Raw genomic sequence first — 14,223 nt, 5'->3', positions numbered from 1 at the left:
AACGTTGCCGTCCGTCCAGAGCAGGTCAGGTCATGCGCTCATCCAGCTGGATCGTGACTTCATCGCCGACGGCCTTACCCAGGATGCGGAGCATGTCCTTCTTGACCGGTAATTTGTGCGTCCCGTCGCCGAGCGCCATGAACGAGCTGCGGAAGGGGTGGCCGTCGACGGATCCGCGTACCTTCACCAGACCACGGGTGCCGAAGTATTCGGCCGATCCGGGCATCACGACGAAGGTCCATCCACCCGGGTTCGGACTTTTCTGAATGCGGGCAGTGAACTGCTTGTCGAGAGGAGTGGGTCCCGGGGCCGATTCGCGTGCGCACATGATCCTTACTCAACCGGCGGCTACCTCGTCAGTCCATACCTTGAAGCTCGTCAGTGTGGCGGGACCGAACGCGTTGCAGAGCGCGACGTCGGCGGCGTCGCGGCCACGCGCGATCAATACCCTGCCGATGCGGGGCGTGTTGTTGCGCGCGTCGAAGGTATGCCATTGCCCGCCGAGGTACACCTCGAACCAGGCAGCGAAATCCATCGGACCGTACGGCGGGGCCATACCGATGTCGCCGAGGTAGCCGGTGCAGTAGCGGGCGGGGATGTTCATGCAGCGGCAGAAGGCAACGGCAAGATGGGTGAAGTCACGGCAGACGCCGGTGCGGTCGTAATAGGCTTCCAGCGCCGTGCGTGTCATGCGCGCGTGCTCGTAGCCGAACGTGAGATGTCGGTGGACGTAGTCGCAGATTGCCTGAACGCGGTCCCATCCTGGTGGTGTGTGCTCGAAGAGATTCCACGCCGTCTCCGACAGCCGATCGGTTTCGCAGTACCTGCTCCCGAGCAGGAAGATGAGGGTTTCCTCGGGCAGGTCCGGCACCGGAATCTGTTGCGCCTGCGCGACAATGGTGTCGGGTATACCAGTGTCGTAGATGAGTGCATCGGCCCAGATACGGGTGCGGCCGGCGGGCGCAACGATGCGGGTGCACCAGTTGCCGAAGTCGTCACGATAGGCCGCCATCGGGACTGGCGGGTCGACCATCAGGTTGTCCCGGCCGACCAGGTCGGACACGCGGGTGAAGTGGACGTTGAGGTTGAAGATCATCGGGGTGGGTTTCGGGCAGTCGTAGATCATTTCGAATCCGACTTGAATCTGCATTATTTCTCTCCGGTATCCGTCGGGCGCGGACGGGCGTGACCGCCGACGTCGGCGGTGGAAAGGACATCCCGTGTGCTCCTTGGCGCGGGCGTGAAGCATGGCGTGCAATCGGACCGCACCTGCCGTGCACAGCGAATCGACCAGTATGCGCCGAAATGTCGTCCGGCGCCGTCCAGCGAATGATGCCCTGGTTGGCTGCCAGTTCGATTCCGGTGTAGTTGCCGTGCACGAAAGCGCACACGCAAACGCGCCACCCGAGGAGACGACCTGTCTGCGATCGAGCCATCACTGTGGTTCGCGGCGCTGCCGTCGCCGGTTAGCTGGGCGGGAATTCCAGCGGCAGTGTCTGCAACGACACCGACGCGGCGGGCCAGGACAACGTCGGGGTGCCCGCGATGGTGTAGTCGGGGATGCGGGCATGGAATTCCTCGAGCATCAGCCGAAGTTCGGTGCGTGCGAGGTGCGCGCCGAGGCAGCGGTGTATCCCGCCACCGAACGCGAGGTGGGAGATGCGCTCGCCGAGATCCGGAACGTCAAAATCGTTCGCGCGCAGGCCCTCGCGATTCGCGGTGCCCAGCACCAGCGCTACCTGCATACCGGCGGGGATGAGCGTGCCGGCCACCTCGACATCTTCGGTCGTCATCCGCGGCACCATCTGCGCCGGGCCGTCCAGCCGTAGCACCTCCTCGATGAAGAGCGGGATACGGGACGGGTCCGCGATCAGCGCATGCCGCAGGACGGGATCCTCGGCGAGCCGCAACAGGCAGAACCCGATGGCCCCGGTGACGGTGTCGAGCCCGCCGAGCACCAGCACGAAGCACATGCCGAGCATCTGTTCGTCGGTCCACGCCTCGTCGCCGGTGATGGCCAGCACACTACTGATCAGGGCGTCATCGGGATGTGTCCGTTTGTGCGCGATCTTGTCCTGCAGATAGCCGAACAACGCGAGCGAGCATTCCATCTGACGCGTATTGGGCTCGCCGTTGGCCTGACTTGCCGTATCCGAATGGAAAATGCCGTCGACCCAGTCCAGAAACTGCGGCAGGTCGGCATGCGGAAGGCCGAGCAGCGTCAGGATCGCCTGCGTCGGGAACTTGCGGGCGAGATCGGTCATCGCTTCACAGTGACCCGTCGGGGCGAACGCGTCGATGTGGGCGCGCACATCGGCCCGCAGGCCGTCCTCGAGTTCGCGCATCCGCCTGGGCCCGAAGAACGGGTCGAGGACCTTTCGGTACTGCGCGTGCTCGGGCGGATCGACGGCGATCGGGATCAGTTGGATCATCGCGCTCAACCCGTCGAAGGCCTTTGCCGAGGAGAAGATCTCGGGGTGCGTCTGCGCGAATCGCACCCCTTCTCGGCTGGTGATGTAGTACACGTCGCCGGCTCGATACACATCGCCGGGACGCCGCAAATACTCGATGGCAGCGGCCCTGTTCGGCGCCATCGGCGCGTCGTCGTAGTAGCTCCGGGGAAGGGTCTGCATCGGCATACTGTAAGCCTAACGAGAACGACCGGGCGGTCAGGTCCGATCGGACTCTGGCGTTTTGCTGACGACGTATCCGTCACCGAGTCGTCGTCATGCCGGCTCTCTCATCACGCCGATATGGCGCACCGTCCCGGAAAGGCCTGGCAGCTCTTTCACCGGCGACCAGGTAAGCAGCCCGTCCGTGCTGTCGGAATAGAGATACTTTCCTTCGGTATAGGCGTCGAGATAGATCCGCCACGTGTCGTTCGGCAACTGAACCAGGGCTGGGCCCTCCCGCAGCGAACCCCAATTTCCAGGCGCGACGAACGAATAGGGTCCCGTCACCGACGACGCGACCGCATGCTCGATGACCTTCTGCGTCTCGTTCTTGGTAAACGCGTGATAGGTCGATCCCACCTTGACCACGGTCGTGTCGATGTGGTCCGCGCCGATCCCGGCGAGCGGAACGGGCAGGCTCCACATCCGGAGTGATGGATCCAGCGCCGTCATGAGGTACGGCACGAATCCGCCACCGGTCGACAGCGACAGGATGACGTTGACGCGGTTGCCGTCCACGAACCATTCGGGCGCCCAGGCTTTCGTGGTGAACGGCGACAGCGACGGTCCGTCGCTGAACCCGGCCGACCCCGAGGAGCCCGGTGGGCTCGCCGAGCCGGTACCGTCCCCGGTTCCGGGCAGGAAGGCGCAGCAGAACGGGACCGGCCAGTTCCCAAGGAACGTCCAGTTGATCCGGTCGACGCTGCGCGCGAAGCCGATGTTCGCCCCGTCGGCTGTGGTGTAGGTGAGGTAATAGAGCCCATCAGTGTTCCGGAAGATGCTCGGGTCACGCACAGCTCCCGAGGGGGGTCGATACGCCGATAGCCGGGCGGGTTGGAACGCAGTGGCGTCCCACGACTCGTACACATCCAGGTCGTGGTCGCTGGTGTTGCTGAACGCCACCATCGTGTATCGCCAGTCGGGCGGTGCGGCGCCGCTGCTCCCCGGGGCCGCGACCAGCAAACCGGCGACAGCGAGCAGCACCATCGATAGGGCGGAAAAGCAGGTTCGCTTGGTCAGCTTCACCGGTGCAGTATGCCTTACATTAAGCGCGCCATCTGTAACTTTGGCCGTACGCCTCGCCCGGAGACCCGGTGCGAACAGGACCCCGTTCGCACCGCGGGAGACAGGCTCAGATTTGCTCCACCACCCAGTTGGGTGGGCGCTTGTCGATGAACGCTTGCACACCCTCGAGCGCGCTCGGGTCCATCATGTTGCAGGCCATCGTCGCGGCCGCGTCGTCGTAGGCCGAGCCGATGCCTTCCTCGAGTTGGCGGTAGAACAAGGCCTTGCCCATCGCAACCGCGACCCGCGGCTTGGCGACGATGCTTGCGACCAATGACTCGACCGCCTCATCGAGGGCCTCGGGCGCGGCGACGCGATTGACGAGGCCTTTCGCCTGCGCCTCCGCAGCTGAAATGAACTCGCCGGTCACGAGCATCTCGAAGGCCGCCTTGCGAGAGAGGTTGCGCGACAGCGCGACACCGGGTGTCGAGCAGAACAGGCCGACGTTGACACCGCTGACGGCAAAGCGCGCGTCGCTGCTCGCTACGGCCAGGTCGCACATCGCGACGAGTTGGCAGCCGGCCGCGGTGGCGAGTCCCTGCACACGCGCGATCACGGGCACATCGAGGTGCTGAATCGCAAGCATCACGGCGGAGCATTGCGCGAAGAGGCGCTGGTAGTACTCGAGCGACGGGTCGGCCCGCATTTCCTTCAGGTCGTGGCCGGCGCAGAAGGCTTTGCCCGCGGCGCCGAGCACGACGGCTCGGACCGACTCGTCCGTGGCAAGTGAGACGAGCGAGTCGGCGAGCGCGGCGAGCATCGCCTCCGAGAGCGCGTTGAAGCTTTGCGGTCGATTCAGCGTGAGTGTGACGACGCCGCGTTCGTCGCGGTGCTGCAACAGGGGCTCTTCCATCGCCATGACCTCACTCGATCGGCGGGTGCCGTGCGCGCTCGGGCAACCGGATTCTTCTCGATTCTGCCAGCTCGGGTGGCCCGTGGACGGCAGCGTGCCGGATCGGCAGTGCCCATTCGTCCAAGCCCGGTGGTGGGACGCCGGGCTAGCGTGAGGCGAAATAGCCCCGATCTGTGAGGAGAACCAGGTGAGCAGCGTCGATCCGATCCCCGCACATCTGCACACGGTCACTCCGCGACTCGTCGTCCGTGACGCTGCCGCGGCGATCGAGTTCTATGCCGCCGCCTTCGGTGCGGTTGAGCGCCCCGGCCGGTTCACCGCTGCGTCCGGTGAAATCGTGCACACCGAGGTGACGATCGGCGATTCCGTGGTGATGTTGACCGACGAAGGCGCCGACGCGGATGCTCCGGCACGGTCGCCGATGTCGGTCGGCGGGACCGTTTCGGCAATCATGGCCACATATTGGTCCGACGTGGACGCGGTGTGGGAACGCGCCATCCGCGCGGGCGCGGAGATCGTCTATCCGCTCGCCGACCAGTTCTACGGCGATCGCGGTGGGCGTCTGCGGGATCCGTTCGGTCACCAGTGGATGCTCGGCCAGCACCTCGAAGAGGTGTCCCCGGAGGAAGTGGACCGCCGGGCCGAGGCGCTGTTCGGGAGCGATTGACCACCGAGCTATTTGATGTCCGTCGAGGCAGCGATCTCGGTCTGCGTTTCGAAATCGGCGATGCGCTTCTGCAGGGTCGCGATCGTCGATTGCAGCGCAACCGAACCGAGCACCATCCGCAGCGGTGCGGGCTGTTGGTCGGCGCTCTCGATGATGCGGGTGGCCATTAGCGCCGGATCGCCCGGAGCGAGACCGTTGGCCGGATCCAGCATCTGGAGAAATGCGTGCGCGGGTGTGTCATCGTATACGGGCATCAGTTCGGCGACCCGCGCGCTTCCGTAGCGGAATTCTGTTCGGGCGCCGCCGGGTTCGACGATGGTCACACCGACGCCGAACTTCTCGACCTCCTGGGCGACGGATTCGCAGAAGCCCTCGATGCCCCACTTGGTGGCGTGGTACAGCGAGTTGCCGGCAAATGCCACCTGACCCCCGTACGACGAGATTTGGATGATCCTGCCACCGCCCTGCTCGCGAAGATGTGGCAGCGCGGCACGGATCAACGTGATTGGGCCGGTGAGGTTGGTTGCAACGATGTCACCCACTTGGGTATCGGAAAGTTCTTCGGCCGCTCCGAACAAGCCGTAGCCGGCGTTGCTCACAATCACGTCGATTCGCCCGAGATCGCGGAACTTTCGGTCGACGAGTTCGCGCACTGCGGCGGTATCGGTCATCTCGAGCAGCTCCGCGATGAACGTATCCGGATGGGCCTCGGTGAAGTCGGACACCTTCGCGGTATTACGCACGGTGCCCACGACGCGATCTCCGCGATCGAGGAGCTGTTGGGTGAGCTCCCTGCCGAAGCCGCTATTCACCCCGGTGATCATCCAGGTCTGTGGTGACATGTTCTCAGGCCATTCCAGTTGCCGGCGTGGCGACTTCGTCGAGGGCGGCAAGTCCGTTGAGGGTTCGGGGATATCCGATGAACGGGATGGGTTGTGTCAGTACGTCGAGCAGAACCGTTCGATCGTTCCCAACGTTGAGGTTCGCGGCCACATGGCCCTTGACCTGGGACTCACATCCGCCGAGTGCAACCAACATCGAGAACGTCAGCAGTTCGCGCGTGGCAATGTCGAGGCCGGCACGCGACACATGATCACCGAAACAGTTGGCGGACAGATACTTCTGAAGGTGTAGCTCGTCCACCGGCGCATTGGCGTACATGGCATCGACGCGGGCGGTCCCGACGATCCGCTTCTGTACGGCGAGGCCTTCGTCGAACCGGGTCGCGGGAGTCGTCGTCGCCTGGGACGGCAGCGGGAGGTCGACGCCTCGTTCGGTGAGGACCTCGTTGGTGATGTGGAAGAAGTCGAAGACCTTGGCGATGCCGACGTAGGGCACCGCTTGGTAGAGGATTTCCTTCGCCTCGACCGGTGTCACGCCGGTCGTGAGGGCGGCACCGAGCATCGTTCGGTACTCGCCATGCGCCTGGCAGGCGATGATGGCGGAGAGTTGGGTCATCAGGCGCAGCCGTGGATCGAGGTCGTCGTGTCGAAGGACTTCGTCGAAGGCGAAGTTGTCGAACACCTCGATGAGGTCGGGATCGGTCCGAGCCAGTGTGGACACATGGCCGGGGAACAGATATCGCCGTGGACGCGTTGCGCCGCATCGTTCGGGGGCATGGGGTGCGTGAACTCCTATCGGTGATTCGGTGAACGTCGGAGCAGTGCGATCATGTCGTCGGGCTGCCGGGGTTCGTGCCGTAACTCATGCTCATGCCCATGCAGCCGAAGCCGAGCGCCGATACTTCCGGCCCGTCGGTTCCGACTTGTCGTGTTTTCATACGTGCCTCCACTTGTCCGTAGTGCGTCGAGTGCCACGCAACGGTGACGTCATTGGAGTCCCTACACGGGGCGTTGCGGACCGCGGCGAGATGGTATTGCGAGGGTCGATGCTTGGGGTCAGTCCCGTGCGCCGGCCGGGAAATGTTCGGCATCGACCTGGTCATTGCTTGCTGCCCACGAAGCAAGCAGTTTCAGCGCGTCCGCGGTCGGCGTATCCTTCGCCGCGGTATAGATGTTGAGGTACAAGCCCGGTTCGGACGGAAGTTCCATGGCCTCGAAATCGAGGTCGAGTTGGCCGACCACTGGGTGGCGGAGTCTCTTTCGGCCGCTGCGGTGGAACCGCACATCCTGGGAGGCCCAACGCCGGCGGAAGAGTTCACTTTGTGTCGAGAGCTCTCCGACCAATTCGATGAGGGCCTTATCGTGCGGATTGCGGCCGGCCTCGAGGCGGAGCATGGCTGCTGCGTCGCGGGCGATCTGGTCGTAGTCGACGAAGAACTGTTCGGCGGCATCGGGGTGCAGGTAGACGAAACGGGTGGTATTCGCGGGCCGCCGGGGGTCGGCGAGCACGGGAGCGTAGAGCGCCCGGGCCAGCGGGTTCATCGCGAGAATGTCGTGGCGGCCGTTGCGGATCCAGGCGGGCGCGTCGGTGATCGCGTCGATCACCTGCTGGATCGCGGGTCGCACCTGCGTCGCGGGTGCGCGGCGGCGCCGACCGGGGCTCGTATGCGATTGGCGAGCCAGGGCCAGGAGGTGGTCGCGCTCGGCGTCATCGAGTTTCAGGGCGCCGGCGAGAGCGTCGAGCACGCTGTCGGAGGCGCTCGCAAGGTTGCCGCGTTCCATCCGGATGTAGTAGTCGACCGACACTCCCGCGAGCATGGCGACCTCTTCGCGGCGTAGCCCTTTGACCCGACGGTTGCCGCCGAACGCGGGGAGACCGGCCTCCTCGGGAGTGATGCGGGCCCGCCGCGAGCTCAGGAACTCGCGGATCTCGGTACGCAGGTCGGTGCCCATGCCTCAACGGTAGGTAGTGCTTCGGGCAAGTGGGAGGCACTGGCGTTACCTGGAATGGCTGTCACTCCCCGAATGCGCGGGCTCCGGGTCAACTGGATGGCATGCGAGCAACCTACATGTACGGCGCGGGCGACGTCCGCGTCATCGACGTCTCCGACCCGGTCATCGAGCAGTCGACCGACGCGCTGGTGCGCGTGGTGCGGGCCTGCGTGTGCGGCAGTGACCTGCACCCCTACCACTCCATGCCCACCACCTCCGCAGGCACACCGATGGGACACGAGTTCATCGGTGTCGTCGAGGACATCGGTTCGGACGTCGCATCCGTCGGGGTGGGCGATTTCGTGATTGCGCCCTTCGCCGTCTCGTGCGGGAAGTGCGTGTTCTGCAGGGGAGGGCTGTACACCTCGTGCGAGAAGGGCGGGTTCTGGGGCAATGCCGCGGTGGGCACAGCAGGGGCTCAGGCGGAGGCAGTCCGGGTTCCGCTGGCCGACGGCACCCTGGTCAAGGCGCCGGTGCGGGCAGACGCCGACGATGCGTTGCTGGCATCGGTGCTGACATTGTCGGATGTCTACGGCACCGGATGGCACGCCGCCGTGCGTGGCGGTGTCCGAGAGGGCAGTTCGGTCACCGTGATCGGCGACGGTGCTGTCGGCCTGCTGGCGGTGCTTTCGGCAAAGCAACTCGGCGCGGAGCAGATCGTGTTGATGGGCCGGCATGCCGTGCGCACGGACCTGGGCCGCGAGTTCGGTGCCACCGACGTGGTTGCCGAGCGCGGTGACGAGGGAATCGCGAAAGTTCGTGAGCTGACCAAGGGGCTGGGCACCGATATCGTGCTCGAGGCCGTAGGCCACCGGCCGGCCTACGACCAGGCCGTCGGCGTGGTGCGCCCGGGCGGGGTGATCAGCCGGGTTGGCGTGCCCCAATACGAGGATGCGCCCATCGGTTTCGGCAGCCTCTTCGGGCCGAACGTCACGCTCACCGGCGGCCCGGCACCGGTGCGCGCCTACATCGAACACCTGCTCCCCGGAGTGCTCGACGGCACGGTCGAGCCGGGCAAGGTCTTCGATCGGACGGTCGGCATCGAACAGACCCCACAGGCGTATGCCGCGATGGACAGCCGCCAAGCCCTCAAGGTCGTTGTCCGGCCGTGACGACCAATCGCGCACGGACGCCGGCCGCAGGGCCGCGAGTTTCGCGACCGTTCTGACCTGCTACTTCATGGTGTTGTTCGACTACTCGGTTGGTGCTCACCAATCACGAATAGATCTGTCCGGCACGGGATTTGGTGCCGAGACTGTCGGCTCAGGCGCGGGGGAGGAGTTGGAGCGTCGCTGCGCGCGCGGCGGGGCTCGTGATGCGTTCGACGGCGCTGGTCGAACCGCGATACTTTGTGCGATACGCCGCGTCGAGCCGGGTTTGCAGGGCGCTGTCGTCAGCGGGGATGTCGACGAACTCGACGCCGCGGTGTGCGGTACCCGCGGTGAGCTCGCCATGCATCCGATCGTGCGCGTGCCGGAACCACAGCGCGTCGATGCCGTTGACCGACCTGACGTACACGTGGTCACCGTCGGTGACGCCCCAGACGATCACCGATTTGCGGACGGTGTCATCCGGGCGGGCGGTGGCGATTTGCCATTCGCCGGTGGCTGCGATCGTTGCGTGCTCGAGTGCGGGCCACTTGCCCGTCTGCTGTGACTCCGAATCGTCGGTCATCGTTGCGCTCCTCTCGGGTCGGCATCCACACGTTCAGGAAACACCGAGTTGCGCAGTCGCGGGAGTGCCTACCGATCCATGTACTGACAGACCCTCCCTGCCAATCGGTAGCGCGCCTAGCGTTGAACCTCATGACCACCATTCCGCTACTGACCCTGAACAACGGTGTCCAAATACCGGCGCTCGGCTTCGGTGTCTTCCAGACTCCACCCGACGAGACGCTCGCCGCCGTCGACGCCGCCCTGACCACCGGATACCGCCACATCGACACCGCAGCGGCCTACGGCAACGAGCGCGAAGTGGGACAGGCAATTCACCGGTCCGGAATCGATCGCTCCGAGATCTTTATCGAGACCAAGATCTGGATCACCGACTTCGGCTACGACGCGACGCTGCACGCCTTCGACAAGGCGGCCGGCAAGCTCAGTGTCGAACAGATCGATCTGCTGATCCTGCATCAAGCGCTGCCTGGAGAGTTCGACCTCACCATCGGTGCATACAAGGCCCTCGAGCGGTTGCTCGGCGACGGCAAGGTGCGCGCAATCGGCGTCAGTAACTTCATGCCCGACCACCTCGCACGGCTGCTCGAGGCCACGTCGGTCGTTCCGGCGGTGAACCAGATCGAGGTGCACCCGTACTTCCGGCAGTCCGAGTTGCTTGCGGTCGACGACGAACACGGCATCGTCTCGCAGGCATGGTCGCCGATCGGGGGAATCACGTTCTACCGGGATGGATCTCACGGCTCGACTCTGAAAGATCCGGTCATCGGAGAAATCGCCACGGCGCACGGCAAGAGCGCTGCCCAGGTGATGCTGCGCTGGCATCTTCAGCAGGGGCGCCAGGTCATTCCGAAATCGGTGACGCCCTCGCGGATCGCCGAGAACTTCGACGTATTCGATTTCGAGCTGTCCGCCGAGGACCTCGGCGCCATCGACGCTCTCGACACCGGCGTGCGCGGTGGGCCGGAACCGGAGGTCATCACCCGCGAGAGGTTCGGCCGTGACATCCCGGAAGCTTGAGGACGGGCACTGCGGAGCGAACTCTGCCCAAATCGAGACAATCTCGAAGCCTTCTGGACGTCGGATTGGCAGCAGTCACCACTTATGGTTGAACTGGAACGTTAGGCGCGCCGGGGGTATTGAGCTGCGCGGACGTCAGTTGGATTGATCAATTGTCCAGTCCGCCGCGACGAGAGAAGCCGACCCGCGGTATGTTTTCCGGCGAAATTCGGGAATTCCGGTCCGAACGTTATGACACCGATACTCGATTGCCGCGTTCCGTTTAGCCGACGGCCTTGTTGGGCATACAACGTAGGTGTCACGGTGAGTGAGCGGTCCTTAATCGGGACCGCGTCGGAGATCGGAGTCATCCCCCTATGTCTCTCGCAATGGAGCACCCGGCCGAACCCGCGCCCGAATCGCATCTGCTCGGCAATCGCCTTGCCGCGCGCATCGGAGTGGTCGCCTTCGGTGCCGCGCTAGCGCTGTTCAGCGCGATTCTGGTCACCTCGGTGCCCGTCGGTCTGTTGATCGGGGCGGTCGCAATCGGGTTGTGGTGCCTGACGGTCGCCGTGCTCTGAGGGACCGGCTCGCTTCGTTCCAATCCTTGCCCTCGCGCTAGTGCGCGTGCTTTCTCCCCGCGCGTGCTTCCGGTGAACACGTACGCACGTGAACCGGCCGCGCTCGGCGAACAGATCTTCGCGATCATGTGCACGCGCCGCCGTCTGTTGGGTCATTCCGGGGCGCCCGAGTCGCCGAACCGCCGGCACGCACGCGCACGTCGTGTGCCCGCCGCAGGAACCCGGGGTGGTCTATGTTGAATCAGCCGTTGGGCAGTGCTGAATCGACAGTGTGAAAGCAGGAGGGCGCCGATGAGGTCCGACTCGACTCCATCGGCGACGAACGGCGCCGGGTGGTCGATGCCGCGCGGGCTGATTGTGCTGCTCGGTCTCGCCGGGCTGGTGGTCACCGTGGCCGGAATCAAGTCATTCTCGGGAATCCTCGCGCCTACCTTTCTGGCGCTGATGCTGACGGTTGCCGTGAATCCGTTGCCTGCTTGGTTGCGCGGCAAGGGATTACCCGGCTGGGCGGCAGTGACGGTCGCGCTGCTCGCCGTTTACGGGATCCTGTTCGTGCTGGTGATGTCCATCGTGGTGTCGGTTGCTCGACTCGCGACCCTGCTGCCGAGTTACGCCGACAAGCTCGATGACCAGATCGGCAACGTGCAGGGCGCGCTCCAAGATCGCGGCATCGGCTCCGATCAGGCACAGGATTTGCTCTCACATATCAATGCCGGCACCGTTTTCGACTTCTTCACCGCGATACTGGAGAGCGCGGCGGGCATCTTCTCCGACCTGTTCTTCCTGGTTACGCTGCTGCTCTTCATGGCCGTCGACGGCGCAACCTACAAAACGCGAATGGGGATGCTGGCCGGGCTGCGCCCGGACATCGCCGGTGCCTTGACCGCCTTCGCGCACGGCACCCGCAAGTACCTGATCGTGTCGACGATCTTCGGACTGATCGTGGCGGTAATCGATGCCGGGGCACTGTGGGCGATGGGCATCCCGTTGCCGATCCTGTGGGGCCTGGTCGCCTTCGTCACCAACTACATCCCCAACATCGGCTTCGTCATCGGGTTGGTACCGCCTGCGCTGCTCGCGTTGCTCGAAGGCGGTCCCAGCCTGATGTTGTGGGTCATCGTCGTCTACTCGGCGATCAACGTGACGATTCAGTCCATCATTCAGCCCAAGTTCGTCGGGGACGCGGTGGGCTTGTCGGTGACGTTGACATTCATGTCGATGGTGATCTGGACCTGGATTCTCGGGCCCCTCGGTGCGGTGTTGGCAATCCCGTTGTCGCTGTTGACGAAAGCGCTCCTCGTCGACATGGATCCGTCGACTCGCTGGGCAGACATTCTGCTGCGTAGCTCGGTCCCCGACGATGTGGAGTCGCGAACAGTGCCCGCCACCACGCGGGACGAACCGCCACCCCAACCCAAACGACCCGATGAGGGGGATGCCGCGGCCGAGAAGACCGACCAGGAGCGTGCCCCGTCGTGACCACCGAACCGGGGCCGATCGAGCGGACGGCGGCCACGGCCAAGACTGCGTTGCAAAAGTTTGGTTCCACAGCGCGCGGCTCGGTGATCCTGAACGTCGTCGCGGACCTCGCCCGCAGCGATATCGCGGATCGGTCAATGACGCTGGCTGCTCAGTTGTTCACGTCGATTCTGCCGGTGCTGCTGGTGATTTCGTCGATCGGCCACAACGACGGCGTCGACCGGATGGTTGAATGGATCGGCGTCGTGCCCATCAGCGACCAGCTTGCCTACGACGGAACGAGCAGCTTTCCCTCGACCACCACGTTCAGCGTGGTGGGCGCGCTCATGGTGATTCTCAGCGCGACGTCCTACGCGCGGGCACTCGGGCGCTTCTACTCGCGAGCGTGGCAGGTACCGATCGTGCCGATGCGCGCGGCGTGGCGGTGGTTCGCGGTTGTCGCGGTCATGGTCTTCGCGGTCGCGATGGTCGGCTGGGGGCACCTGCTCGACGACGCGCCCTACGTCGGCGGAGTGTTGGACGTGGCCGCGGGCAGCGCGGTGTGGTGTGTGGTCTGGGCGGCGATTCCGCACATCCTCACTCGGGGAGCGTTGAGCCCGCGGATCCTCGCGGTGACCGGAATCCTGACCGGGCTTGCGTTGAGCATCCTGCGAATCGGCAGCGAGCTGGTGATGCCGCGCGTGTCCGCGACGGCCATCGCCCAGTACGGGATCATCGGCATCATCTTCACCATCGTCGGATGGCTGTTCGTCTACTCGGTGATCGTCGTCGCGAGCACGATCGTGGTCGGGTCAGTGGCGCGCGACGAGACCATCGGGCGCTGGCTGGGCTCGCATTTGCGACCGCGCCAGGCCGGCGCGTTCACCGGCTGGGTACGTGACAGCTGACTAGCTGCGCGGCGACAACTCGACAATCGCGATGGGCCGCTTCGTCTTCGCCTGATACGCGCGGTACTGGCCACGATTGGCGGCATTGACGATGTCCCAGTACCGCTCGTAGTCCGCGTCGCCGGGCAGCACCTTCCTGGCGGTCACCGCATGCTTGCTCGGGCCCACCTGGATCTCGCAATCCGGTGCGGCGGTGACGTTGAGCAACCACGCCGGCGGCCGCGGTGAGCCGCCGTTCGACGCCGTCACCAGGTACTTTTCACCGTCCCGGCCATAGGTGAGGGCCGACGTCCTCGGCTCACCGGTGCGCCGACCGACAGTGCGCAGCAGCAACGTCGGGATGCCGAGCAGGATGCGGTGCCCGATCCACCCTCGGCTGTGTTCGTACACCGCCTGATGCACCTCGAGCGACTTCACGAAAAGACTCGTCATGTTCCCCCCTGTACGGACCGTCCGGCACCGAGCCTACGGATGTCGGGGTCGATGGCTGTCGGGCTGGTCCGGCTCGAGACC

The 14,223-nt window shown here is 64.9% G+C and carries 16 protein-coding genes; 6 read left to right on the top strand and 10 right to left on the bottom strand.

Features of this window, described 5'->3' with window-relative positions; genetic code table 11:
* Window positions 1-25: 25 nt before the first annotated feature.
* The 5 genes from OG921_RS05840 to OG921_RS05820 all read right to left on the bottom strand — a co-directional run bounded on the left by OG921_RS05840 (window position 26) and on the right by OG921_RS05820 (window position 4,590).
* Entirely contained in the window at window positions 26-328 is a 303-nt protein-coding gene (locus tag OG921_RS05840) for a DUF1905 domain-containing protein (protein WP_266111411.1), read from the bottom strand.
* A gap of 9 nt (window positions 329-337) precedes the next feature.
* Window positions 338-1,150 (bottom strand): transglutaminase family protein, encoded by an 813-nt coding sequence (locus OG921_RS05835; protein ID WP_266111410.1) that lies wholly within the window; start codon window positions 1,148-1,150, stop codon window positions 338-340.
* A gap of 316 nt (window positions 1,151-1,466) precedes the next feature.
* The gene (locus OG921_RS05830; RefSeq protein WP_266111409.1) at window positions 1,467-2,633 is read right to left on the bottom strand and encodes a cytochrome P450; all 1,167 of its coding nucleotides are present in this window, start codon (window positions 2,631-2,633) and stop codon (window positions 1,467-1,469) included.
* Window positions 2,634-2,726: 93 nt separating this feature from the next.
* Entirely contained in the window at window positions 2,727-3,659 is a 933-nt protein-coding gene (locus OG921_RS05825; protein ID WP_266111635.1) for an arabinofuranosidase, read from the bottom strand.
* Between the two features lie 145 nt (window positions 3,660-3,804).
* The gene (locus OG921_RS05820; protein WP_266111408.1) at window positions 3,805-4,590 is read right to left on the bottom strand and encodes an enoyl-CoA hydratase; all 786 of its coding nucleotides are present in this window, start codon (window positions 4,588-4,590) and stop codon (window positions 3,805-3,807) included.
* Between the two features lie 187 nt (window positions 4,591-4,777).
* Here OG921_RS05820 and OG921_RS05815 point away from each other — a divergent pair, with 187 nt between their 5' ends.
* Window positions 4,778-5,257 (top strand): VOC family protein, encoded by a 480-nt coding sequence (locus OG921_RS05815; RefSeq protein ID WP_266111407.1) that lies wholly within the window; start codon window positions 4,778-4,780, stop codon window positions 5,255-5,257.
* 8 nt (window positions 5,258-5,265) lie between these two features.
* Here OG921_RS05815 and OG921_RS05810 read toward each other — a convergent pair whose 3' ends face one another.
* The 3 genes from OG921_RS05810 to OG921_RS05800 form a co-directional block, all read right to left on the bottom strand.
* Window positions 5,266-6,099 carry an SDR family oxidoreductase gene (locus tag OG921_RS05810; RefSeq protein WP_266111406.1) on the bottom strand — a complete coding sequence of 278 codons (834 nt, stop codon included), beginning with the start codon at window positions 6,097-6,099 and terminating at the stop codon, window positions 5,266-5,268.
* 4 nt (window positions 6,100-6,103) lie between these two features.
* Window positions 6,104-6,820 carry a carboxymuconolactone decarboxylase family protein gene (locus OG921_RS05805; protein WP_266111405.1) on the bottom strand — a complete coding sequence of 239 codons (717 nt, stop codon included), beginning with the start codon at window positions 6,818-6,820 and terminating at the stop codon, window positions 6,104-6,106.
* A 335-nt stretch (window positions 6,821-7,155) separates the two neighbouring features.
* On the bottom strand, window positions 7,156-8,052 hold the full coding sequence (locus OG921_RS05800) for a helix-turn-helix transcriptional regulator (RefSeq protein ID WP_266111404.1): 897 nt from the start codon (window positions 8,050-8,052) through the stop codon (window positions 7,156-7,158).
* 101 nt (window positions 8,053-8,153) lie between these two features.
* Between OG921_RS05800 and OG921_RS05795 the strand changes: the two genes are divergently transcribed.
* Window positions 8,154-9,203, top strand: a complete 1,050-nt coding sequence (locus OG921_RS05795; RefSeq protein WP_266111403.1) for an alcohol dehydrogenase catalytic domain-containing protein — start codon at window positions 8,154-8,156, stop codon at window positions 9,201-9,203.
* Between the two features lie 151 nt (window positions 9,204-9,354).
* On the opposite strand, the gene OG921_RS05790 is transcribed toward OG921_RS05795, so the two are convergent.
* The gene (locus OG921_RS05790; RefSeq protein ID WP_266111402.1) at window positions 9,355-9,765 is read right to left on the bottom strand and encodes a DUF2255 family protein; all 411 of its coding nucleotides are present in this window, start codon (window positions 9,763-9,765) and stop codon (window positions 9,355-9,357) included.
* Between the two features lie 131 nt (window positions 9,766-9,896).
* Between OG921_RS05790 and OG921_RS05785 the strand changes: the two genes are divergently transcribed.
* From OG921_RS05785 to OG921_RS05770, 4 genes are all read left to right on the top strand, one after another.
* Window positions 9,897-10,784, top strand: coding sequence for an aldo/keto reductase (locus OG921_RS05785; RefSeq protein ID WP_266111401.1), 888 nt, complete (start codon window positions 9,897-9,899; stop codon window positions 10,782-10,784).
* A gap of 356 nt (window positions 10,785-11,140) precedes the next feature.
* Window positions 11,141-11,344 carry a hypothetical protein gene (locus OG921_RS05780; RefSeq protein WP_266111400.1) on the top strand — a complete coding sequence of 68 codons (204 nt, stop codon included), beginning with the start codon at window positions 11,141-11,143 and terminating at the stop codon, window positions 11,342-11,344.
* Window positions 11,345-11,635: 291 nt separating this feature from the next.
* Window positions 11,636-12,823: an AI-2E family transporter gene (locus OG921_RS05775; protein WP_266111399.1), complete on the top strand. Its 1,188-nt coding sequence runs from the start codon at window positions 11,636-11,638 to the stop codon at window positions 12,821-12,823.
* Window positions 12,820-13,710 carry a hypothetical protein gene (locus OG921_RS05770; protein ID WP_266111398.1) on the top strand — a complete coding sequence of 297 codons (891 nt, stop codon included), beginning with the start codon at window positions 12,820-12,822 and terminating at the stop codon, window positions 13,708-13,710. The genes OG921_RS05775 and OG921_RS05770 overlap by 4 nt, the downstream gene beginning before the upstream one ends.
* Here OG921_RS05770 and OG921_RS05765 read toward each other — a convergent pair whose 3' ends face one another.
* A complete protein-coding gene (locus tag OG921_RS05765; RefSeq protein ID WP_266111397.1) occupies window positions 13,711-14,142 on the bottom strand; it encodes a nitroreductase family deazaflavin-dependent oxidoreductase in 432 nt (143 codons plus the stop codon). It lies immediately after the preceding gene.
* Window positions 14,143-14,223 lie beyond the last annotated feature (81 nt).

The organism is Aldersonia sp. NBC_00410 (genome assembly GCF_026342035.1).
Lineage (GTDB): Bacteria > Actinomycetota > Actinomycetes > Mycobacteriales > Mycobacteriaceae > Aldersonia.
Note: the sequence above shows the minus strand (reverse complement) of the source record. Positions and strands in the feature narration are given on the sequence as shown.

Bases quoted from the DNA above. Each gene is read 5' to 3' on its own strand.
- OG921_RS05840 (WP_266111411.1), bottom strand. From the start codon at position 328: ATGTGCGCACGCGAATCGGCCCCGGGACCCACTCCTCTCGACAAGCAG.
- OG921_RS05835 (WP_266111410.1), bottom strand. From the start codon at position 1,150: ATGCAGATTCAAGTCGGATTCGAAATGATCTACGACTGCCCGAAACCC.
- OG921_RS05830 (WP_266111409.1), bottom strand. From the start codon at position 2,633: ATGCAGACCCTTCCCCGGAGCTACTACGACGACGCGCCGATGGCGCCG.
- OG921_RS05825 (WP_266111635.1), bottom strand. From the start codon at position 3,659: ATGGTGCTGCTCGCTGTCGCCGGTTTGCTGGTCGCGGCCCCGGGGAGC.
- OG921_RS05820 (WP_266111408.1), bottom strand. From the start codon at position 4,590: ATGGAAGAGCCCCTGTTGCAGCACCGCGACGAACGCGGCGTCGTCACA.
- OG921_RS05810 (WP_266111406.1), bottom strand. From the start codon at position 6,099: ATGTCACCACAGACCTGGATGATCACCGGGGTGAATAGCGGCTTCGGC.
- OG921_RS05800 (WP_266111404.1), bottom strand. From the start codon at position 8,052: ATGGGCACCGACCTGCGTACCGAGATCCGCGAGTTCCTGAGCTCGCGG.
- OG921_RS05795 (WP_266111403.1), top strand. From the start codon at position 8,154: ATGCGAGCAACCTACATGTACGGCGCGGGCGACGTCCGCGTCATCGAC.
- OG921_RS05790 (WP_266111402.1), bottom strand. From the start codon at position 9,765: ATGACCGACGATTCGGAGTCACAGCAGACGGGCAAGTGGCCCGCACTC.
- OG921_RS05785 (WP_266111401.1), top strand. From the start codon at position 9,897: ATGACCACCATTCCGCTACTGACCCTGAACAACGGTGTCCAAATACCG.
- OG921_RS05780 (WP_266111400.1), top strand. From the start codon at position 11,141: ATGTCTCTCGCAATGGAGCACCCGGCCGAACCCGCGCCCGAATCGCAT.
- OG921_RS05775 (WP_266111399.1), top strand. From the start codon at position 11,636: ATGAGGTCCGACTCGACTCCATCGGCGACGAACGGCGCCGGGTGGTCG.
- OG921_RS05765 (WP_266111397.1), bottom strand. From the start codon at position 14,142: ATGACGAGTCTTTTCGTGAAGTCGCTCGAGGTGCATCAGGCGGTGTAC.